This is a genomic window from Fructilactobacillus fructivorans (assembly GCF_000814735.1).
Classification (GTDB): Bacteria; Bacillota; Bacilli; order Lactobacillales; family Lactobacillaceae; genus Fructilactobacillus; species Fructilactobacillus fructivorans.
In genome coordinates this window covers 40,932-62,500 of the sequence record NZ_JOJZ01000009.1, presented here as the reverse complement: position 1 = coordinate 62,500, position 21,569 = coordinate 40,932, and the positions used below count along the sequence as shown (strand labels likewise).

17 protein-coding genes, 1 pseudogene and 1 CRISPR repeat array are annotated in these 21,569 nt (G+C 37.8%); of the genes and pseudogenes, 15 read left to right on the top strand and 3 right to left on the bottom strand.

Going from position 1 to position 21,569, the window contains the following annotated elements; genetic code table 11:
- Positions 1 to 20 precede the first annotated feature (20 nt).
- The 13 genes and pseudogenes from LfDm3_RS00965 (at position 21) to LfDm3_RS00905 (ending at position 15,175) form a co-directional block, all read left to right on the top strand.
- Positions 21 to 653: a hypothetical protein gene (locus LfDm3_RS00965; protein ID WP_039143234.1), complete on the top strand. Its 633-nt coding sequence runs from the start codon at positions 21 to 23 to the stop codon at positions 651 to 653.
- 390 nt (positions 654 to 1,043) lie between these two features.
- The gene (locus LfDm3_RS00960; protein WP_039143230.1) at positions 1,044 to 1,628 is read left to right on the top strand and encodes a PBECR4 domain-containing protein; all 585 of its coding nucleotides are present in this window, start codon (positions 1,044 to 1,046) and stop codon (positions 1,626 to 1,628) included.
- Positions 1,629 to 1,732: 104 nt separating this feature from the next.
- Positions 1,733 to 5,800: pseudogene (gene cas9, locus LfDm3_RS00955) on the top strand (type II CRISPR RNA-guided endonuclease Cas9).
- A gap of 193 nt (positions 5,801 to 5,993) precedes the next feature.
- Positions 5,994 to 6,899, top strand: a complete 906-nt coding sequence (cas1, locus tag LfDm3_RS00950; protein WP_039143227.1) for a type II CRISPR-associated endonuclease Cas1 — start codon at positions 5,994 to 5,996, stop codon at positions 6,897 to 6,899.
- The gene (gene cas2, locus LfDm3_RS00945) at positions 6,877 to 7,182 is read left to right on the top strand and encodes a CRISPR-associated endonuclease Cas2 (protein ID WP_039143225.1); all 306 of its coding nucleotides are present in this window, start codon (positions 6,877 to 6,879) and stop codon (positions 7,180 to 7,182) included. The genes cas1 and cas2 overlap by 23 nt, the downstream gene beginning before the upstream one ends.
- Entirely contained in the window at positions 7,182 to 7,847 is a 666-nt protein-coding gene (csn2, locus tag LfDm3_RS00940; protein WP_039143223.1) for a type II-A CRISPR-associated protein Csn2, read from the top strand. Before cas2 ends, csn2 begins: the two co-directional genes overlap by 1 nt.
- Positions 7,848 to 7,877: 30 nt before the next feature.
- Positions 7,878 to 9,167: a CRISPR direct-repeat array (repeat unit 36 nt; unit sequence GTTTTAGAAGTACGTCATTCTAATGAGATTAAGAAC).
- A 19-nt stretch (positions 9,168 to 9,186) separates the two neighbouring features.
- Positions 9,187 to 9,603, top strand: a complete 417-nt coding sequence (locus LfDm3_RS00935; RefSeq protein WP_039143220.1) for a hypothetical protein — start codon at positions 9,187 to 9,189, stop codon at positions 9,601 to 9,603.
- 33 nt (positions 9,604 to 9,636) lie between these two features.
- Positions 9,637 to 9,840 (top strand): hypothetical protein, encoded by a 204-nt coding sequence (locus LfDm3_RS00930; RefSeq protein ID WP_039143217.1) that lies wholly within the window; start codon positions 9,637 to 9,639, stop codon positions 9,838 to 9,840.
- 152 nt (positions 9,841 to 9,992) lie between these two features.
- The gene (locus LfDm3_RS00925; protein ID WP_039143215.1) at positions 9,993 to 11,507 is read left to right on the top strand and encodes an FGGY-family carbohydrate kinase; all 1,515 of its coding nucleotides are present in this window, start codon (positions 9,993 to 9,995) and stop codon (positions 11,505 to 11,507) included.
- 124 nt (positions 11,508 to 11,631) lie between these two features.
- Positions 11,632 to 12,672 (top strand): ketopantoate reductase family protein, encoded by a 1,041-nt coding sequence (locus tag LfDm3_RS00920; RefSeq protein ID WP_039143212.1) that lies wholly within the window; start codon positions 11,632 to 11,634, stop codon positions 12,670 to 12,672.
- A gap of 177 nt (positions 12,673 to 12,849) precedes the next feature.
- Positions 12,850 to 13,920, top strand: a complete 1,071-nt coding sequence (locus LfDm3_RS00915; protein ID WP_039143209.1) for a ketopantoate reductase family protein — start codon at positions 12,850 to 12,852, stop codon at positions 13,918 to 13,920.
- A 213-nt stretch (positions 13,921 to 14,133) separates the two neighbouring features.
- Positions 14,134 to 14,871 (top strand): acetoacetate decarboxylase, encoded by a 738-nt coding sequence (locus tag LfDm3_RS00910; protein WP_010022451.1) that lies wholly within the window; start codon positions 14,134 to 14,136, stop codon positions 14,869 to 14,871.
- A 106-nt stretch (positions 14,872 to 14,977) separates the two neighbouring features.
- On the top strand, positions 14,978 to 15,175 hold the full coding sequence (locus tag LfDm3_RS00905; RefSeq protein WP_156112320.1) for a hypothetical protein: 198 nt from the start codon (positions 14,978 to 14,980) through the stop codon (positions 15,173 to 15,175).
- Between the two features lie 69 nt (positions 15,176 to 15,244).
- On the opposite strand, the gene LfDm3_RS00900 is transcribed toward LfDm3_RS00905, so the two are convergent.
- Positions 15,245 to 16,573, bottom strand: a complete 1,329-nt coding sequence (locus LfDm3_RS00900; protein ID WP_039143204.1) for a replication-associated recombination protein A — start codon at positions 16,571 to 16,573, stop codon at positions 15,245 to 15,247.
- A 124-nt stretch (positions 16,574 to 16,697) separates the two neighbouring features.
- Complete coding sequence (locus LfDm3_RS00895; protein ID WP_039143202.1) at positions 16,698 to 17,642, bottom strand: NAD(P)H-binding protein; 945 nt, start codon at positions 17,640 to 17,642, stop codon at positions 16,698 to 16,700.
- Positions 17,643 to 17,788: 146 nt separating this feature from the next.
- On the opposite strand from LfDm3_RS00895, the gene LfDm3_RS06805 reads away from it, so the two are divergent.
- Positions 17,789 to 17,962: a hypothetical protein gene (locus LfDm3_RS06805; protein WP_156112319.1), complete on the top strand. Its 174-nt coding sequence runs from the start codon at positions 17,789 to 17,791 to the stop codon at positions 17,960 to 17,962.
- A 47-nt stretch (positions 17,963 to 18,009) separates the two neighbouring features.
- Here the strand turns inward: LfDm3_RS06805 and LfDm3_RS00890 are convergent, their stop codons facing one another.
- Positions 18,010 to 18,531: an HdeD family acid-resistance protein gene (locus LfDm3_RS00890; protein ID WP_039143199.1), complete on the bottom strand. Its 522-nt coding sequence runs from the start codon at positions 18,529 to 18,531 to the stop codon at positions 18,010 to 18,012.
- Positions 18,532 to 18,849: 318 nt separating this feature from the next.
- On the opposite strand from LfDm3_RS00890, the gene LfDm3_RS00885 reads away from it, so the two are divergent.
- The gene (locus tag LfDm3_RS00885; protein WP_039143196.1) at positions 18,850 to 21,510 is read left to right on the top strand and encodes a YfhO family protein; all 2,661 of its coding nucleotides are present in this window, start codon (positions 18,850 to 18,852) and stop codon (positions 21,508 to 21,510) included.
- Positions 21,511 to 21,569: the final 59 nt, after the last annotated feature.

The following is a 21,569-nucleotide window of genomic DNA, read 5'->3' as shown; positions in this document are numbered from 1 at the left end:
TAATAAATGAGGTATTTAAAATGAAACATATTATTAAGGCAGACAACGGTAGAGTGTTTAAACGGCTAGTATCAACTGGTGTCAATGAGGATAGTAACCAGTTTGATTTCAACAAGATCCGTCCCATTCCCCAACAAATCCAGGACGTGATCGTGGATAACTTCTTATCGAACGCGGCCATTGGGGTCTACATGGTCAACGTTGATTTTAATCGGGATGACATTCCATCTACGGTTGAGGCCTTAGCGGCTGACATGAATCAAAATGGTGATGAGTTCTACGATAAGGTGGAACGTGATCAACAAAAATTCCTGTCCACTTTCATGGAAGTTTACGGGCAGTTTGAACAACCCATGGATGACAAGATGAAGGAAGCTACCATTGCGTCGCTGCAGCGGGGGTACATGGGCGCGAAGAAGTACTTGATTGAAGACAACATCGATTTGGAAGTCTTCAAACCATATGATCCAGAAGAAATTCTTCAACCAGATCTAAGAGACGGATTTCAAGGAATCGATCTGAACGTGCTGGCTTGGTTGTCAAAACAAGGTGAGATGTTGATCAATAACTACATCGCCTTTCAGGCTTTCAACGAAGAGGACTGGACCAACGAGAACTGGGCATTACCGAAAATGCGTTTGACACTGAATTAGATAAAAAAGAAAATACCATTACGTTCCATACGTACGAAATTGTTGGCTTGACCGATTTGTTTGAGACATTGTTAATTAAGTCGGATTCGCAGGCGGATGATGTGAAGTATTCGTATGAGTTGTAGGATATTAGTTGAATAAGATTCAACTAATATGATAAAATTATATATGAAGAAAAGTGTTTGAATGGAACTGTATTGCTTTTCTTAATATCTTGTATTGACATAATAGGAACGCTTTATGTTGCCCGACGGAGGCGTTATATCCCATCACTAGTCGCGGTTATGGACATCTCATAACTCAGCGTTCAAAAAAGCCGTCAGATTTATCTGGCGGCTTTTCGTGTGTATAGCGTAATAATAAATAAATATGAAAAAGTAGGTAAATGATATGTCATTAAAATCTTCAAATGTACCGCTAGGATACTTGGTAATTAGTGATGAGAATTCAATTAATTTTAAAGACATGTTGGATGATTATCGACATTATTTTTCTGGACATACAGTTGAACTTACTACTAATTATAATTTATTAAGTCAGGTTAAAATTATTTTTAATGAAAAAGATCTTCCACATTTAATGGGATGGGAAAAAGTTAGGATAAAAAATAAGGATAAAAATGCATCAAAAATAATCATTGATATTGATAATCTAACTTTTACTAAAAAATTATCTAAAAAGAATCCAAATTGGAAAAGCATTAAAAAGAGAAATTTAAATTATAATTTGTTACATAGAATATTTTTAGATCAAGATATTAATGTATTTGTAGAGACAAGTAATATGCATCCTAATCGATTACATTTAAATATTGTTTTTGTTTATAACAAAAAAAGAGAATCAATTATTCTTGGATTTAGAAAAACAAGAACTCGTGATGTTTTTGTTCCTGTCACTTTGCATGCCACAAATATACATAATCAATATAATTGTAGAAGAAGAACAAAAGTGAAGAGTCTTAAATGGCTTGATTAGAATTGTTTTAATATGATGTGAGAGTGAACATGCTATGTTTGCTCTTTTTTTTATTTGTATTCATTATGATATACTTGTGATATCAATCATTTGGAGGTTTTTCCATGAGCAAAGAAAACGTTAAGTATAATATTGGACTGGATATTGGTACCAATTCAATCGGGTGGGCAGCAACTGATGAATTTAACAAGCTAATACATACAAAGGGACATAATGCGATTGGTGCACGTCTATTTAAAGAAGGCAAATCAGCGGCTGAACGTCGTGGATTTCGGACTACAAGACGACGCTTATCAAGAAGAAAGTGGCGACTTCGATTACTAAATGAGATCTTTGATGAGAACGGCATTTCGGATGTCGACCCATCATTTTTTGCCCGAATGAAGCAATCCAATGTTTCACCAAGAGATGATCGAAAATCATTTAATGGCAATATTTTATTTGATGATAAGGATTTCGATGATAAAAAGTATCATAATGAATATTCGACTATTTACCATCTCCGTAGGGCTTTAATGACAGAAGATAAAAAATTTGATATTCGTTTAATTTATTTGGCAATGCATCATATTATCAAGTATCGTGGGCATTTCTTAAATCAAGCTAACGTGAATGATTTTAAAGGTGGCGAAATTGATCTTGCTAGCTCATTTAAAGCGTTAAATGAACAGTTTAAGAATCAAGGACGTGCGCTGTTACTAAAAGACAGTGACTTAGGAAATGACACCCAAACGTTACTGGATAACTCACGAAGTCGGAATGATCGCCAAAAAGAATTATCTAGGATTTTGAACATTCCAAATCAAGATGATGATAAAGATCAAGCTAAATTAAATAAAAAGGCCACTACTGAAATTATTAAAGCCATTTTGGGTATGAAAGCAAAGTTTGACATTATTTTTGGATTGGAAGTTGATGAACCCAAAGATTGGAGTTTAACTTTTAATAGTGATGATTTTGACGATAAAATTAGCGAGTTAGAACCACAAATGACTGATGAAGCCAATGAAATTTTGTTGATCTTAAAGAAACTGTACTTTTCAATTAATCTCTCTGACATTCTAAAAGATGCGGAAACAAAGAAAATGGCAGATTCTCTTTCTGATGCCATGATTGCACGATATGACGATCACGCTCGTCATCTGAAGTTGTTGAAGCAAGTAGCTGAACAAGAAAGTGGAACAGAGAAAGGCAAAGCATTAAAGCAAGCTTACGAGGAGTATGTCAATGGTAAAAATGGTAAGCCAGTTACTGCTGATGATTTCTTCAAGCATGTCAAAAATAATTTAAATGATTCAGCAGAATCACAAGAAATTTAAAGTGACATTGAGCAAGGTTATTTCATGCCTAAACAACGTTCCAAAGAAAATGGAGCAATTCCGCATCAACTGCAACAACAAGAATTAGATAAAATTATTGAAAAGCAATCTAAGTATTATCCGTGGCTCAAAGAATTAAATCCAAATAAAAAACGTCAAAAAATTGCCAAGTATAAGTTGGATGAACTTGTAGCCTTTAGAGTTCCATACTACGTTGGACCGTTAATTGATCCAGACGGTGCTAAGGGTGACAACGGCAAATTTGCCTGGATGATCAGAAAAGAACAAGGTGCCATTACACCTTGGAACTTTGATCAAAAGGTCGATCGAGTGGATTCTGCTAACAAGTTTATTAAGCGAATGACAGCAACTGACACTTATTTAATTGGTGAACCAGTGCTTCCTAAAAATAGTTTGTTGTATCAAAAATTCACTGTTTTAAATGAATTAAATAAATTAAAAGTTAATAAGCAACCAATCACGCGCGATCAGAAACAATATGTATATAATCATGTCTTTAAGAATCATAAGCGAGTTTCTTTGAAAATGATCGGGGATGCTCTGGTCGTAAAAAGTGATTATGCAGCACGTCCTGATGTAACTGGAACGACTGACCAACGTAATATGAATAATTCGTTGAGCTCATACTATGATTTACGCAAAATTTTTGGTGATCAAATCGATGATGCCGATAAGCAAGATGATTTCGAAGAAATTATTGAGTGGTCAACAATCTTTGAGGATAAACACATCTACGCCCTAAAGCTTGATGAACTTGAGTGGTTAACGCAAGATCAGAAGGATCAATTACAGAAACTTCGTTACCAGGGATGGGGACGTTTATCTGGCAAACTACTAGCTGATCGTGGTGGAAAAGATCAGGTTCATATTGTTAATAGCGATGGTGAACGGATTATTGATGAATTGTGGAATACCAATCATAATTTCATGGAAATTATTGCTGACAAAGTCTTTAAACAAGATATTGATGATTTTAATGGTGAACATTTAGAAAAGACTGATATCAATAAAGTCATTGATGATTTATATACTTCACCACAAAACAAAAAAGCCATCAGACAAATTATTCTGGTGGTTAATGACATTATTAATGCGATGGGTGGCGTTGCTCCACAAAATATCATGATGGAGTTTGCGCGAGAAGATAGTAATGATCATCGTCTAATTCATTCTCGTTCCCGTCAATTAGAAGAAGCTTACAAGAAAATTAGTGACAGTTGGTTTGATAATCCTGATGTTAAAAATGAATTAAAGGAAAAAGTCAAAGACAAGGCGGACTTTAAAGATCGTTTGTATCTCTATTTCGTTCAAGGTGGGGTTGATATTTATGATGGTGAACCATTAAATATTGATCAACTTTCAAGTTATGATATTGATCACATTTTGCCTCAATCATTTATTTTGGATAATTCCATTGATAACCGGGTATTGACCAAAGAGAAAAATAATCGAGTTACTAAAGAAGATCAACTTCCTGGTGAATTCTTTGGCGCTAAGATGCATAATTTGTGGCAATCAATGCGTGCCAATGGACTTATGACTTGGAGAAAGTACAACAATTTGATGATGAAACCGAGCGATATCGACAAACACGATAATCGTGGGAAGTTTATCAATCGTCAATTAGTTGAAACTCGTCAAGTTATTAAGTTAGCTGCCGAAATCATGAATAATCAGTATCAAGAAAATGGAACCCGGATTGTTACTGTAAAAGCCAATTTGACTCATCATATGCGTGAGAAATTTAATTTCTATAAGAACCGAAATGTGAATGACTATCACCATGCTTTTGATGCTTATCTAACCGTGTTTGTTGGGGACTGGTTGCTTCAAACTTATCCTAAGTTGAAACCTTATTATGTCTATGGTGATTTTGAAAAAGCTGATACGAAAGACCTTAGGAATTTCAATATGTTGTACAAATTTGAGAAAAATCATCAATTAGATGGTGATGGTGAAATTAAAAATGACAATGATAATATGTTGAGGTACATGAAACGGGTTTATCACTTTAAGAAGATGCTGATTACCAAAGAATTGGAAACCAATCATGGCGCTTTGTATAAGCAAACTGTATTTCCATCTCCAGCTCATGGTAAATCACGAAAATTGATTAATGCTAAAAAAGATCGTCCGACAGATATTTATGGTGGATATAGTGCTCAAACTAATGGATTTATGGCACTGGTTAAGATTGCTAAGCCACATGGTGATGAGTATCGTCTGTATGGTATACCTCTAATGGAATATAACCAATTGAAAGATAATGAAGCTGGAAAGTTTGATAAGCATGCGATTGATAAAATTATTGATGAACAATTAACTAATAAAAAAGGTAAAATGCCTGAACATCGTGTTGTTTTATATAAGGTTGATATTAATCAGTTAGTGAAAGATGATCACACTATTTACACTGTTTCAAGTAAAGCGTATAAGCAGAGTGCTCAGCAATTAGTATTATCTGATGGTTCTATGAGGACTTTAACAAATAATTATAAGAATGTAGGTAGGGATGATTTAATCGAAACGTTTAATGAAATTATAGACAATACGATTAAATTTATGAATATGTATGACATTAATGATCCTGAAAAAATAAAAAGTAATTTTACAAAATTATCTGATAATCAAGAAATGAGAAATGTAATTAATAATCTGTTGATTTCATTGCATGCTAATGCAGCCCGTGGAGATGTTTCAGGTATTGGAATGTCAAAATGGTTTGGCTTGTTTCAACTTAAAGCAGGATTAAAACTTTCATTAAAAGATGAGCTTATTTACCAATCACCAACAGGTCTATTTTCACGTAAAGTTCGAATTTCGGACTTGTAAAATAAAAAAGGAAACTGTCATTTGACAGTTTCCTTTTACATATGTACGGCCCTTAAGGGCTCAGAAAACAAAACTTAGCTTTCGCATCGTTTGATTTTAACTCAGTACGTCATTCTAATGAGATTAAGTGCCAGCATTCCAACTGACAAACAAATCATATCGAAAAAAATCGATAAAGTCAAGGAGGATTTTTATGGCTTGGAGAAGTGTTGTCATTACCCAACATTCGAAAATATCATATTCAGGAAGGAGAATTATTGTTCAAACAGACTCAAATATTCATGAAATTCCAGTTGAAGACATTGAAGTATTACTAATATCAACTACACAAGCAGTGGTAACCGCTCGTGCAATGGCTGAACTTTCAAGAAATGCGGTTAAAGTGATTTTTTCTGACACATTAGGAGAACCAGTGTGTGAAACTGTCAATTATTTGCCTAATAATCGTACTTTATCATTGCTGAAAAACCAATTTAATTGGGATGCCCATCGAAAAGAAATTTTATGGACTTGGATTGCCACTGCCAAGATGAAGATGCAAATTGAAGTTTTACAGAGCAAGAAAATTGATACAGAAGAATTGGATTATGAATTTAAAAAGATTGAAGTTAACGATGAAACCAATCGTGAAGCAGTTGTAGCGAGAAAGTATTTCCCAATGTTGTTTGGGACTGATTTTCAACGACGAGATTTTAGTCCATATAATGCAGCTTTAAATTATGGATATTCTTTATTGTTATCTTTCGTAAATCGATCAATCGTTGAACAAGGTTATTTAACTCAAATAGGAATTCATCATCATAGTGACGAGAATCAATTTAATTTAGGATCAGATCTAATGGAACCATTTCGGCCTATTATTGATGGATGGGTGAGTGGACAAGATATTAAGAAATTAACACCAGAAGTTAAAATTCAGTTGGTTGATTTGTTTAATCTAGAACTAAAATTCAATGGTAAAAATACTATTTTGAGGAATGCATTGAAACAGCACGTTAATAATTGTTTGAAATATCTTAGTCAAGAACAGGATGACGTGAAGATCGAGGTGGAATTAAAAGATGAGGTATCGAGTAATGAGATTAATCGTAATGTTTGATTTACCGGTAGACACGAGTGAAGAACGACGGAATTACCGTAAATTTCGCAAAGAATTAATTAACGAAGGTTTTTTAATGATCCAGTATTCAGTTTATGCCCGTGTTTGTGTCAGTAAAGAGTCGGCTAGATTTACAGAAGCAAGAATTTCTACATATGCTCCCTCGAAGGGATTGATTCAAACCATGATGGTGACGGAGAAGCAATATAATAGTATGCATTTTCTGGCAGGAAAGAAAAAAGAAGATATTAGAAATACCTCAAATCGAACGGTGGTGATCTAATGAAAGTGACAATATTTCCAACGGAACCGTTTGAAGTTGAAAATGGAATTTTAACGGTGGTTCAAACTAGTAGTCCGAAATTCTATACCGATTTTATTAAGGGATTATCAACCGAAAATGGGCTTACGATTAGTGAAGACGATGAAATTTTGAATTTTGCAAGTAACGTTACTTATTTGAAAGACGTAGTAACTAACCCTTATGTATTTGATGCATTTAAATCCTCTCTTCAGAATCAAGTGGTTGATAATTTAAATGAAAATAATCGTCAAGAATTATTTCGCATTGATCGTAGAATCAAAGACATTTTCCTTCAATCTGCGTATATGGAAGATGTACCACTTGAAATTAATGACGAATGGAATTTGAAGAAAATGGTTAAGTACGCTGGAATTCAAATGGTAAGTTCCACAGTTGAAACCCCTTATGATATAATTACTAGTGTTCTTAACTTATTTAAAAAATTTAATCCTAAAAAATTAATTGTTCTTAATGATCTATTTAATTATCTCAATTCCAGTCAAATCAGTGATTTGATTCAGGTAATTAAAGCATTAGATTTGAAAGTATTAATATTAAACTTTTCTGATTCATTTAAAAAAGATGATTTTAAGAAGTGCCGTAATTACTATATTGACGCCGATCTTGTGAGATGGACTGACTGATTTATGGTATATGTATAAATATTACAGACGGTTTTAGAAGTACGTCATTCTAATGAGATTAAGAACGGCTGTTAACCATTTTAATCATGAGACCCTGTTTTAGAAGTACGTCATTCTAATGAGATTAAGAACTGACATTCTTTAGAGTTAAATAACATTAGCGTTTTAGAAGTACGTCATTCTAATGAGATTAAGAACAGTACTCATGGTATCGATTGGGTTGCGTTTGTTTTAGAAGTACGTCATTCTAATGAGATTAAGAACAAACATGCGAGCATTAATTACTATATTATTGTTTTAGAAGTACGTCATTCTAATGAGATTAAGAACCAATTAAAAGATGAGCTAAAAAGAATGTACGTTTTAGAAGTACGTCATTCTAATGAGATTAAGAACTATTCTTAGATGATGAGAATTATCTATTTGGTTTTAGAAGTACGTCATTCTAATGAGATTAAGAACCACACAGGTTTATATGAGAAGTACCTCAAAGTTTTAGAAGTACGTCATTCTAATGAGATTAAGAACGATAAAATTCCTCGCCTTTATTGGACGCCTGTTTTAGAAGTACGTCATTCTAATGAGATTAAGAACGAATATTTCGAATCTTTGAAGGCAATGAGAGTTTTAGAAGTACGTCATTCTAATGAGATTAAGAACGTTGAATTGCTGTCATACAAATTAGACCATGTTTTAGAAGTACGTCATTCTAATGAGATTAAGAACAACTGTTATGATCTCTGCGAGCTTATTGAGGTTTTAGAAGTACGTCATTCTAATGAGATTAAGAACAACAAAGAAAACAATACCATGCGATGATAAGTTTTAGAAGTACGTCATTCTAATGAGATTAAGAACCGCACAGTGTTGGCCCGTTATCAAACCGTTGTTTTAGAAGTACGTCATTCTAATGAGATTAAGAACCGCTGGAACTAAATATTGATCCAAAGTAGTGTTTTAGAAGTACGTCATTCTAATGAGATTAAGAACGAATGTTAATAATATGGACCGTACTATCGTGTTTTAGAAGTACGTCATTCTAATGAGATTAAGAACATTTACACGTTAGATGTTCAAACTGATATGGTTTTAGAAGTACGTCATTCTAATGAGATTAAGAACTATAAAAGCTATTAGAAGTATAAGACTGTTGTTTTAGAAGTACGTCATTCTAATGAGATTAAGAACAACGCGGGATGTATGTATGGTCTGTTTGCCGTTTTAGAAGTACGTCATTCTAATGAGATTAAGAACTTTTTTGTATCTATTTGGGTTATTTCCATAGTTTTAGAAGTACATCATTCTAATGAGATTAAGAACTACCTTGGGGAGGAAAATCATGAATAGAGTAGATACTTTTAGAAATAATGCAGAATTATATTACCACCCAGATCACTTCGTTACTGAAGTTCCTAAAGACATGCTCATACCTGATTTTATCTATTCTTATGTAGATCAAGGCAAAGGCCGTGAAGTAGCCTTTAAATTAGACGACGGACACATTAACACCCCTGAGATTTTGTTTAATTCCACTGATCCATTTTTTAAGAAACTTTCAACTGACAAATATGCGCATGTTTCCAATAGCCTTGAAATGGTTAACACTTGTGATAATGAGATTGTTTGGGCTTTAGTTAATGAAGTTAATAATAAAATTGGTCAGCCTATTTATGGATTAATTAGAAAAGATAAAACTATTGCACCCGTTCATACTTTTTGTAATTTTCCATTCAATGGTCCAAAAAGAGTAATATAGAACTATTGTAAAAATAAGAAAGAAGTAATTGTTATGATTACACGTGATTCTTGGAACAAACAAAAAGAAGAAATGAAAAGACAAGAGGAACAGAACAAAGTTAAAGAGCATGATTCTAAAGTAGATAACATTTTAGCTTGGGTGTTTGCCATTATTACAATAATTTTTGGAAATGCTCAATCTGTTGCTATTCTCTTAGCTTCAACTTTCTTTGGAGAAAATCATAAAAGTAATTAATATTATAATTAATTCGCTGTAATTACAGGAGATGCCCATTCCGGCATCTCTTTTTTATCCCATTTCATGTTCATTCATTAACAAATCTCCCTCAATAGGATAAACTTAGGTAACAAAAATACATCGTGGTATTTTCCAAAGGAGACTTTGACATGACACAATACATTATTGGAATCGACATTGGCACTTCCAGCACCAAGGCTATCTTGATGACGACCGCTGGAGACATTATTTCGCAGGGTCGTGTTTCGTATTCATTAGAGAACCCGTATCCAGAGTGGGCTCAAGAAAATGCGGACGACTGGCTTAATGCGGCTACGACTCTGATTAAAGATCTGGCTGAAAAGGTTGATAGTAAAAATATTATTGGCATTGGAATTGACGGTCTCTATGGAGGATCGGGAGTTCCAGTTGATAAAGCGGGTCAACCACTTGGACCAGCTCTGATTTGGATGGATCGGCGCGCTACTGAAGAAACTGACCAGGCTTTAAAACTCGTTAGTAAATCAGAACTAATGGACATCACCGGTAATTTGGCGGATCCATACTATGGTTACACTAAAATTATGTGGTTGAAGCAACATCGGCCAGAGCTTTACCGAGATACTTATCAATTTTTGCCACCCGAATCGTACGTCATTTATAAGTTAACGGGAAATATCAGCATTAATTATTCTGCGGCAGGTAACTTAGCGGGTGTTTTCAATATTAATGATGACGAGTGGTCACCCGAATTAGCTGATAAGCTGGGAATTGACTTGAAGAAATTACCTCAGAAAATGATTGCTAGTACTGACGTTGCGGGAAAAGTGAGTGATGAGTGGGCGCGAAAGTTAGACATTAATCCTGGCACACCGATCTTTAACACGGGTGTTGACGTGGGTCCGGCTACAGTTGGTACTGGTGTGCTTGGAGCCGGGCGCATGACAATCGCACTCGGAACGTCAATGAACGCGGCTTTGGTAACTGACAAACCGCTGAAAGATGATAATTTGATCATCTGGCCCTATGCTTATAAGCCTAAAGAATACTACTATAATTTTGCCGGGGCGAACACTGCTGGTGCCGTGATTGCGTGGTTTACCCGTGAATTTGCGCAGGAAGTCGATAACAATAATGGTACAAGAATGTTGGATGAAGAAAGTGAAGCAGTTCCAGCTGGTAGCAACGGTTTAATTGTCCTGCCATACTTCATGGGTGAGCGCAGTCCGATTTGGGATTCCAACGTACGTGGAACCATCTTTGGAATTTCGATGACGACGAAACGTTATGAAATGTTCAACGCCTTTCAGGAAGCCATTGCGTACTCTGTACGTCAAAGCATTGAACAGTTTGGTGATTACATCGGTGATTCGTTTACCTTAGTTGGTGGCGTCAGTAATTCGAAGAAAATGGTGCAGATTATTGCGGACGTGACGGGCAAAACCGTCAAAACGACTGATTCTGGTGGTGAAGCAGACCTTGGAAGTGCCATTTTGGCAGGAATTGGGTTGGATCAAATCCATCCTGAGGATGCCGAGAAGTGGATTAAGATTAATGAAAAGGTTGAACCCGATCTTGTGAAACACGAGAAATACAATAAGTATTACGAGTTGTATCGTTTAGCATATACGGATACTAAGGGATTTTATGAGAAGTATTCGGATTTGCTTAATGATCAGAATTAAATTAAGTGCTAAACCAGTTGATGGTTTGGCACTTTTTTTATTTCACTGAAAGCTTACATTTTTGACTTTCCATTCTCACAGCCACATACTTCTTTTAGATTAAAAAGAAAGAAGTATGATAAAAATGAAAATTGCAATCTACGGCGCAGGTTCACTTGGCACCATTATTGGGGCTTATTTGACCAAGGCGTATGGCAAAGATCACGTGGATTTGATCGCTGACAATCCCCAACACATCAAAGATTTAAACGAGAAGGGAGCCACCGTTACTGGGACCGCCAATTTTACGGTTCCCGTTTCCGCTAAAACTCCCGATGAATTGAAACCGAATGAGTACGATTTGGTGCTTCTCTTGACGAAGCAAACGCATAACGACGAAGTGCTTCCCAAGGTCAAAGAAGTGTTAAAACTAGATGGCACGTTGGTTTCGCTGCAAAATGGGGTTCCAGAAATCGCGGTTTCAAAGGTGATTGATCCTAAGAACATCGTAGCTGGATCGGTTGAATTTGGTGGAACGCAGCTCAATCACAATGAATCTGAATTGACCACCGCCCAACCGGCCTTTGAGAATGCGGCGTTTCAGATTGGTGAACTCGACGGTAAAGATACGGATCGAATTAAGCAGGTTCAAGCGGTGCTGAATCACGTTGGTGGCACGGCCGTTTCTGATAACTTGCTGGGGACCAAATGGTCCAAACTCTTAGTTAATTCATCATTTAGCGGATTGTCAGCGGCCAGTGATGCAACGTTTGGTCAGATTGCTGACAGTGAAATCGGCTTAAAGGCGGCGTTGAACATTGTCAATGAGGGTTTGAAAGTAGGTCATGCTGACGGTGTAAAATTCGCCAAAATGGGCAACCATGATCTGAGTTCATTGTCCATGGATCACCGTAATGATGAACCGGGTCAACTGGCATATCTCAGGTCAGCCATGGCAAATAGTAAGAACCTGAAAGCCAGCATGTTGCAAGATCTCGAGAAGGGTCATAAAACTGAAGTCCATGACATTAATGGGGTAATCGCTGATACTGGTAAAAAGTATGGCATTAAGACACCTTTTAATGATTTGATAATCAAGATTGTTTCTAACGCTCAGGACACGGACAAATTACCCCAATTTGACGATACAATGGCACAATTTCAAAAGCTTCTAGATAATAAATAGTAAAAAATATGAGAGTATTTTCAACCTTAGTTTGGAAATGCTCTTTTTTGAACTTTACACAACCTTGTAAAATCCCCAGTCTAAGCGCTTTACGTTGACTTTATGTGATTCACCCCACATACTTTTTCATGAGTCCACTAATCATTGGACTCGAATAACAGATGGGGAGTGACAAGCATGAAAATTGCAATTTATGGTGCTGGTTCACTCGGCACCATTATTGGAGCTTACTTAACGAAAGCATACGGTAAAAAACACGTTGATTTAATTGCGAATAATGATAAACATATTGGCGACTTAAATAGTCAGGGAGCCCATGTCAACGGATCGGCAGAGTTTAGAGTTCCGGTCTCAGGTAAGATTCCCTGCGAATTACACGCAAATGACTATGACTTAGTACTCCTTTTAACTAAGCAGCCTGATAACAATAAAGTGTTAGATGAGATTAAAAAAGTATTGAAACCCGATGGCACGTTAGTTTCACTGCAAAATGGGGTTCCGGAAGCTACGATTGCGGAGGTAATTGATCAAGAACAAATGGTTGCTGGGTCCGTGGAATTTGGTGGTCGAATGCTTAAAAATAACGAGGCTGAGATTAATACGCTTCTGCCCGCATTTGAGAAGAACGCCTTTCAGATTGGGGAGTTGAACGGGAAAGACACCCTACGGATTCGTATCATCCAACATGTCTTAAGCTTTGTTGGCGGAACGCGAATTTCGGGCAATATCCTGGGAGCCAAATGGGCTAATTTATTGGTTAGTGCATCGTTTGGTGGTCTTTCAGCCGCTGGCAACGTCACCTATGGGCAAGTCGCAAATGACGCGATTGGCTTAAAGGGTGCGCTCCACCTTATCTCTGAAGGACTGCAGGTTGGAGCCAATGAAGGAATCAATTTTGCTAACATGGGTGAATATGATCCCTACGACTTCGCTTTGAACGGTCAGTACGATGAGGACATGCAACTAAACTGCCTGAGAAGGGCGTTTACTGAGAATCGCAACCTGAAGAGCAGCATGCTCTATGATCTGAAGCGGAATCGTCCGACGGAAGTTCATGATATCAATGGTTTAATCGCCAGCAAGGGACGTAAGCACTACATTGAGACGCCCTTTAATGACCTCATTATTCAAATTATTGATAAAGCTCAGGATACGAACACGATTCCAGATTTTGCCGACACGAAAGACCGTTTTGCCGACCTTATGAGCAAGGAATTTGCTAGAAAAGCTCTGCCCATGATCGTTTAAGTAATTCTATTTACAATTACGGTGAATCTCTAAGTTTATTTTAGAGATTCACTTTTTTTATATTTTCATTAACCTACTAATAATCCCAGTCTAAGCGCTTTGTTTTGACTTTCACTTACTCACGCAACATAATTTTACTGGATTCAACTTTTTTGAATTCGAAAGATACGAGAAAACGTGGGAATATACATCAATAAGAAGTAGGTAGAGATTATGAAAAAAGAGGAACTATTAAAAAAAATCACGACCCCCATTAATGATCCAGCTTTTCCAGAAACCAAAGTTTCATACATTAACCGGGAGTTTGTCTGTTTTAGGTACAAGACGGATGGGGATGCTTTAAAAAAGATTCTCCCTGAACCACTCAAGCCGAGGGGAAACCAGGTTAAGTTTGAATTTATCAAGATGCCAGACGCTACTGGACGTGGAAGTTATACGGAAGCTTGTCAGATCATTCCGTGCACCTTTAAGGGTAAGATGGGAGAATTTACTTTAGCCATGTATGTTGATAACTTTCCTTCGATTGCCTCAGGAAGAGAAACCGCTGCCTTTCCTAAGAAGTTGGGAAAACCACGGGTTTACATTGACGGTACCGAAACCTTGGCTGCAACACTGGACTACGGATCCTTACGTGTTGCTCAGGGAACCATGGGATACCGATACCAACCCATGGACCTGATGACCGCAGAAGATGAACTGACGCAACCCAATTATCGATTGAACATCATGCGCGATTACGATGGATCGCCTCGCATCGTCGAGCTGACGGAGAGCATGATTACTAATCTGAACGTGAAGGACGCTTGGACCAGTCCAGCCCGTCTGCAGCTCTTTGAGCACGTCCACGCTCCGGTGGCTGATTTACCTGTCAGAGAGATGGTGGGCGGAAGTGACATTATCGCCGACCTGACGCTTCCACAACCGAAGAAAATTTATGATTATCTCAGCTAAACTGAATATGTAATATTATGAATCTCTAAAGTTACTTTTAGGGGTTCATTTTTTGTGGTTAAATATACTATATGTTAAAAATGATTATTTGAAAGAAAGGCGAAAAATGACTGTCGCGATCTCAATCTTTATTTTTCTGTTCTTGGTCTGGTTATTGTTTGAATTTATTAGTAGTACTGCCTGTGGCTGTCTCCTACTAGTGTTTCTGTTAGCTGCTACCATCGGATTATTTGCGGCTAATTTCTGGATTCTTGGCATCATCATGGCGGTCTTGATCACCGTGGGAGCGTTATTTAATCATTAAGGACTTGTTTTGGGTAAATGAAAAGCTTTCAGTTCCAATTATTGGGCTGAAAGCTTTTTTAGATGGAAATTAATTTTTGGGATCATGTTCTTGATGCCACTTTTTGATTTGTTCCAAACGTTCTTTAAACCGAACCTCATGTCCTTGACTGGTCGGCTTGTAGTACACGTGACCAGCCACGGATGGTGGCATCGTCTTCATGGTGGTTAATTTATCCTTATAGTTATGAGCCAGTTTGTAGCCCTTTCCATAGCCCAAGTTTTTCATCAATTTTGTTGGAGCATTTCTGATTTGAAGTGGTACCGGGTCATCGGCGGTTTCTTTGACGTCTTTCGCTGCCGCCAAACGGGCCTTATAAAGGGCATTTGATTTGGGCGCCAGTGACAGGTACGTAACGGCTTCAACGAGGTGGACGTCACATTCGGGCATCCCCAAGAACTGACAGGCCTGAAAAACATTAATGGCAACGTTTAAGGCGTTCGTGTCAGCCAAACCAACGTCTTCACTTGCAAAGCGGACTAGTCGACGGGCGATGTAAAGTGGATCTTCCCCACCATCTAACATCCGTGAAAGCCAGTAGATGGCGGCGTCAACGTCACTATTACGCATGGATTTATGCAGGGCGGAGATGATGTTGTAGTGCTCTTCGCCGTTTTTGTCATACAAGACGAACTTATTACTAATTAACGGTTTTAAGTCGTTGAGGGTAATGGTAGTTACGCCATCCTTTTGTTCGCCGTTTAAGACTGCCATTTCCAGGGTGTTTAAGGCCTTGCGCGCGTCTCCGTTAGCAAAATTAGCAATCTCATTGATTTCATCTTTGCCAATCTGAACGTGTTGTTTCCCAAAGCCATTCGGATTCTTAATGGCATTGTTTAAAAGTGAGACGATGTCATCAGGTTTCAAAGCGTGTAAGACGAAGACCTTACAACGTGACAACAACGCTGAATTCACCTCGAACGATGGATTCTCGGTCGTTGCTCCGATTAAGATGATGCTTCCTTGTTCAACGTAGGGAAGGAAAGCATCCTGTTGCGCCTTGTTAAAGCGGTGAATTTCATCTACGAAGACAATGGTTTTCTGGCCCACTTCCTGATCTTGTTCAGCCTGACGCATGATTTTTTTAATTTTACTGATACTACTGTCGGCGGCACTAAAGCTAAAGAAATTTGATTGGGTCTTTTTGGCAATGATTTCAGCTAAAGTGGTCTTGCCAACTCCCGGTGGTCCCCAAAAAATCATGGAGGATACCTGATCGTTTTCAATTAATTCGCGTAAAATTTTGCCGCGGCCCAGTAAGTTCTGTTGGCCAACAAACTGATCCAGGTTCTTGGGACGAACCCGACTTGCGAGTGGTTCGTTTTGATCTGGATTGGCAAATAGGGATTCTTGTCGCATTTGATCACTTCAATTCTCAGAATGAATCTGATTGGTAGTGTTAATAACATTCAAGTTAAACCACTTGACTCAATCATGCAATTGATGGGACTAAAAAACTCCCTTGATTAAAGGGAGTTTGGCTTTAAATTTCGTATGGTGGTTTATCTGACAGTAGATCTTTGACCTGCTCATCAAGAGTGGGAAGGGGTCTACCGATGACCTGCGGTAGATCGGGATCATTGTCCGTGTTGTTTTCTAAAATTTCTTGGTGGGTCATACCGAACTTCACGGCCTGCTCGTCAATGTTTTCGTCAAGGACACCAGCACGAATCATGTCCTGAACGTTGACCATGAAATCAATTGATCCTGGTTCAAAGCCTCGTTCAGCCAGCGCTTTACGATAATTTTCGTCGTTTAACAGTCTGACCTTAAAATCCTGGCTGGTGTTAGCGATCACTGAAGCGGCTAGATCGGCGTAAGTGTGTTCATTTCCATAGAATTCGTAGACGTCTTTCGTCTTTTCATCACTTGCCAAAACCTTGGCAGCGGCATAAGCGTAATATTTTTCTTCCGCCCAGCCAACCTTACCGTCGCCAGCCGAGAAGATGAAGTCTTCGCCGTTAGCGGACCGTTTGATGAGGTCAGCATCGTTTTCTAGATACCAGTTATTGCGCAGAAAGGAATGCTTAATTCCGGTATCTGTGATTAATTTTTCGGTTTTAGCATGATCCTCAGCTAAAGGAACTTTGGCGATGTTAGCGTGGGGGAAACTGGTGTATGCAATGAATTTGACCTTGGCTTTTGTGGCAGCATTCACCACGTTTTCATGTTGAACGTAGCGGGGATGCTTGGGATCTGGTTGTGACGATACAAAAAGGAGCTTATCAATTCCATCAAACGCCTTGTCCAGACTTTCGGTGTCGTTGTAATCACCCCTTCTGATCTCAACTCCAGCAGGATACATTTTTTTGGCCTTCTCAGTGTTTCTTGCGATCACGACGATGTCTTCAACTGGCACCAGTCGGATTAAGCCCATAATTGCACGTTCGCCGAAACGACCTGTTCCAGCGGTAACTCCATATTTCATAATGATTTCTCCTTCGTCTTCGTTACTTAAAAATTAGCATTAATCTTTTTAAAAGGCAATTAATCCATTTTATGAAATGATTATTTATGAATGCCTTCGTGATAATGATATAATAGGAACGTATAAACAGAAGAGGAGGGTTTAGTATGAGTGACAGAAGACCTAGTGAAAAACAAGAAAAAGACTTATTGCATAAATTAGAAAAAGACGATCATAAAAAGGATCGTGGCCATGAAAACCGTTCAACTAAGGGTAAAGAAATCCATAAACACATTGAACGTAGTGACCGTCCTGAAGAACCAAATAAGGACCGTAAATAATTAATGGCATAAAAAAAGATCGCGAATTCGCGATCTTTTATTTTGGCCTAGAATGAACGAACAATTAACAAAATTCCGAAGAACATGAAATAGAATGCTACTAGGAATAATGCAACGGACATTGCCATGGCTGGTTGGAATAATAGGGCAATCCCTAAGATTAAACCAACGATTCCAAGGATAACTTCAAACCAGAAGTAACCCTTGTGGTTTCTCTCAGCAAAACGACTGTACCATAATTCGAACAGTGAATCGATGATAAACCAGATTGATAACATTAACCAGATGTAGATTCCACCAACGGCTGGATCTAAGAAGATTAAGATACCAATGATGATATCAAGTACACCATTAATGATTAGCCAAACTGGTGACATTCCTAATGATCGGTCCAGTTGAGAAATTTCAGCGATCTTGAAGATACCTTCAACGATCGATAGGATAGCAATTACGAAAACTAATGCTTTAAATGAGTTCAATGGATTTCTTAAAATGAAGAGTGACAAAATCACACTCAGGATTCCAATAACCAATGAAAACGGATCAAAGCCCTTTGTTTTACTAAACATATAAACACTCCTTTTTTATTTATTAGCCTAAGCTTAAATTCATTTTACCAAAATTTAAGAAATAAACCACCTTTTGAGATTTGGTTGGGTAGAATATTAGGAAGATTAATTGAAAAGGGAAATGATTAAGTGGTGGTTTGACGTATCTTAGTACCGAAGCATTGGGGATTGGGCATGAACAGCTTGAATTGAAAAATTTAAACCATAAAAACATTTTTAAAAATAGTCACATTTGTTAGGTTGCGTCACAAAAATATAATACAATGAGATTTAGTTACATATTTTTACAAATACTTAATATAGAGGGAAATTTTATTTATGAAAAAGAAAATGCATGTTTGGAAATACTATGCGGCAGCGTTCATCATCCCAGTTATCGTTGCTTGTATCGTATTTGCCATTTATGGAATCACGCCGTTCGGTAATCATAACTTATTATTGAGTGACTTACTCACCCAATACATGCCATTTTTTAAGCTACTTCGTGATCAAATGCTGCATCATACTCTGAGTTCATACTCATTCTTGGTATCCATTGGTGACAATACGGTGCCAATCTATACCTATTACCTCATGAGTCCGTTGAACCTGCTAGTCTCGTGGTTCAGCGTAATTCACTTGCCAATTTTGATCTCAATCATCATCTTGATTAAGATCGGTCTGATTGGCTGGTCAATGGCCTTCTTCTTGAAGGTAAAGTACCAAAGACAGGACATGATGCAGATCATGGCAGCCGTTGCGTACAGTTTATGTGGTTACGTGGCACTCTATTTCTACGATTTCATGTGGCTCGAAGCCTTGATGATTCTCCCACTCTTAACCCTTGGGATTGAACGTCTTTTCTATAAGGGCAAGTGGGGTGGTTATGTAGTTGCTCTGACAGCCATCATCATCATGAATTACTACATGGGGTACATGTTATGTATCTACTCCGTAATCTACTTTGTTTACCTAGTCTTCTTGAATCGTCCTACTAAGACGGGATTTTGGCACTATTTAAAGGTCCACGGTTCCATGACGTGCAAGTACGTGATCAGTTCGATCATTGCTGCTTTATTATCTGGTTTTATGTTAATTCCATCAATCGTGGGGATGCTTTCGACTAGTAAAGGGCTCTTCAAGATTTGGGATTTTCTTCCGTACCCAAGGTTTAGTCCGGCTGTCTTTGCCAATTTTGGGGTGGGCGCCAACAACTTTATGGGACGCTTATCACACGACCCCAGTATTTTTGTGGGAACCATCTTTATCATGGGATTACTGGTATTCTGGTTCTCTAAAAAGATTTCAAAACGACAAAAACACGCTTCATTTTGGTTGGTGGGTGCCATTTTCTTAGGCATGTGGATTACCACCTTTAACACCATTTGGCACATGTTCCAAAATCCAGCGGGGTTCCCGTATCGTGAAGCCTTCATGTTTGGATTCGTAATGATTATGTTTGCCTATGAGGCCTACATTAATGGCGCGTTTAAGAATAATCGGGTTGTCATAACGGCTGGGTCGATTGTGGCTGGATTACTCGTGATTGGCTATATTTGCGCTGATATCATTATTTTCTTTAACCATATGCAACAGGTAAATAATCAGTTGATTGTTAGCAACACCCATCTGTTGATTGCCATAATCTTTGTCGCACTGACGACCGGATTGCTAGTAGCCGCTAATCGCTATGGCAAGAAGATTTGGTACCTGATTTTCGCCGTTTTGTGTGTTGAAATGGGTGTCAACCTCTATCTTTCGCTTCAAGGCGAACTGGTTAACGGTGTCAGACAAAGTGCTTCGTTTGGCAATCAGAAGCGTTTTGAGAACGCCTATAACCAGTCAAAGGGAATTATTGATCGAAAGATTGATAATAAAAAGGACCAGACAACTTTCCATCGAAATGACGTCGACAATCAGATTTACAGTCATATTATTAATCAAGCCTATAATCAATATAATGATTCCATTATCTTTAACTTCAGGGGAGTAAGTGGATACAGTTCTACGCTAAACATGCATACGCAAGACGTTCTCTCTAAACTTGGATTATCATCACGAAACGTTCGAAGAGTCAGTGTCATTGGTAGTTCACCCGTTACAGATCAACTGTTGGGGATTACTAATCATCTGACAATCTTGCCAAATGGGCAGGCCGTTAATAAGAAGGATAACCGATTTAGTGGTCTTGGTTATGCCGTTTCAGATCAGATCGTTAAGACGAAGCTGAAAAAGAACCACGTCTTTATTAACTTAAACAAGTTTGTTCAGCATGAAGCTGGGACCAAGAAGAAGTATATGCATCGGGCTCAGGTCACCGTGAATAGTTCAAATAAGCGGCACTACAAGATGCCTACCTCTTATAACACGAAGTTAATGGACCAAATTGATGGATATGAGTATCATCTTACGATTAATCCAACCATTACCGGAAACCAGTACATGTACTTGGCTAACGCCAATTTGTATAATGATCAGATCTTCGTAAATGGCAAGCCGCTTCCTGACAGATACAAGATGCTTGGAACCGAAAATGTTTACTTGGGTCACTTTAAAAAGGATGAAAAGTATACCGTAAAACTGGTTGTAACTGATGCGATCAAGGAGAAGAGCCTGCTTAGAAGCTTCTCTGGACTTGATAATGCTGCCTTTAATAAGTTTGTTAATGAGACGCAACCATACAAGTTGCGAATTGATCATCCCGAAAACCTGAAACTTTCTGGATCTGATTTTACTGGTCACGTTAAGACCACGCCAAAACGAAACGTACTAATGTTGAGTATTCCGTACGATAAGGGGTGGCATGTGACCGAAAATGGCAAGAAGGTCAAAACATTGATGGTTGGTGATGGAATGACAGGTTTGAAGTTGAAACCTGGAAAACACACGCTTCACTTCCATTACCGAACTCCAGGACTAATTCTTGGATTAATTCTGACCCTGATTGGAATCATTGGCGCTTTCTCAGAATGGTTCTTCTACCGCAAACGAAATAAATAAAAACTAGCATTCCCAAAACACTTTGGGAATGCTTTTTTGTTATAATTAGGTTAGTGTTA

What these genes read in the sequence shown, in the direction of transcription:
- LfDm3_RS00910 (WP_010022451.1), top strand. Translation starts at nt 14,134, where the DNA reads ATGAAAAAAGAGGAACTATTAAAAAAAATCACGACCCCCATTAATGAT.
- LfDm3_RS00895 (WP_039143202.1), bottom strand. Translation starts at nt 17,642, where the DNA reads ATGAAATATGGAGTTACCGCTGGAACAGGTCGTTTCGGCGAACGTGCA.
- LfDm3_RS00905 (WP_156112320.1), top strand. Translation starts at nt 14,978, where the DNA reads ATGACTGTCGCGATCTCAATCTTTATTTTTCTGTTCTTGGTCTGGTTA.
- LfDm3_RS06805 (WP_156112319.1), top strand. Translation starts at nt 17,789, where the DNA reads ATGAGTGACAGAAGACCTAGTGAAAAACAAGAAAAAGACTTATTGCAT.
- LfDm3_RS00890 (WP_039143199.1), bottom strand. Translation starts at nt 18,531, where the DNA reads ATGTTTAGTAAAACAAAGGGCTTTGATCCGTTTTCATTGGTTATTGGA.
- LfDm3_RS00920 (WP_039143212.1), top strand. Translation starts at nt 11,632, where the DNA reads ATGAAAATTGCAATCTACGGCGCAGGTTCACTTGGCACCATTATTGGG.
- LfDm3_RS00960 (WP_039143230.1), top strand. Translation starts at nt 1,044, where the DNA reads ATGTCATTAAAATCTTCAAATGTACCGCTAGGATACTTGGTAATTAGT.
- csn2 (WP_039143223.1), top strand. Translation starts at nt 7,182, where the DNA reads ATGAAAGTGACAATATTTCCAACGGAACCGTTTGAAGTTGAAAATGGA.
- cas1 (WP_039143227.1), top strand. Translation starts at nt 5,994, where the DNA reads ATGGCTTGGAGAAGTGTTGTCATTACCCAACATTCGAAAATATCATAT.
- LfDm3_RS00885 (WP_039143196.1), top strand. Translation starts at nt 18,850, where the DNA reads ATGAAAAAGAAAATGCATGTTTGGAAATACTATGCGGCAGCGTTCATC.
- LfDm3_RS00900 (WP_039143204.1), bottom strand. Translation starts at nt 16,573, where the DNA reads ATGCGACAAGAATCCCTATTTGCCAATCCAGATCAAAACGAACCACTC.
- LfDm3_RS00935 (WP_039143220.1), top strand. Translation starts at nt 9,187, where the DNA reads ATGAATAGAGTAGATACTTTTAGAAATAATGCAGAATTATATTACCAC.
- cas2 (WP_039143225.1), top strand. Translation starts at nt 6,877, where the DNA reads ATGAGATTAATCGTAATGTTTGATTTACCGGTAGACACGAGTGAAGAA.
- LfDm3_RS00915 (WP_039143209.1), top strand. Translation starts at nt 12,850, where the DNA reads ATGAAAATTGCAATTTATGGTGCTGGTTCACTCGGCACCATTATTGGA.
- LfDm3_RS00925 (WP_039143215.1), top strand. Translation starts at nt 9,993, where the DNA reads ATGACACAATACATTATTGGAATCGACATTGGCACTTCCAGCACCAAG.
- LfDm3_RS00965 (WP_039143234.1), top strand. Translation starts at nt 21, where the DNA reads ATGAAACATATTATTAAGGCAGACAACGGTAGAGTGTTTAAACGGCTA.
- LfDm3_RS00930 (WP_039143217.1), top strand. Translation starts at nt 9,637, where the DNA reads ATGATTACACGTGATTCTTGGAACAAACAAAAAGAAGAAATGAAAAGA.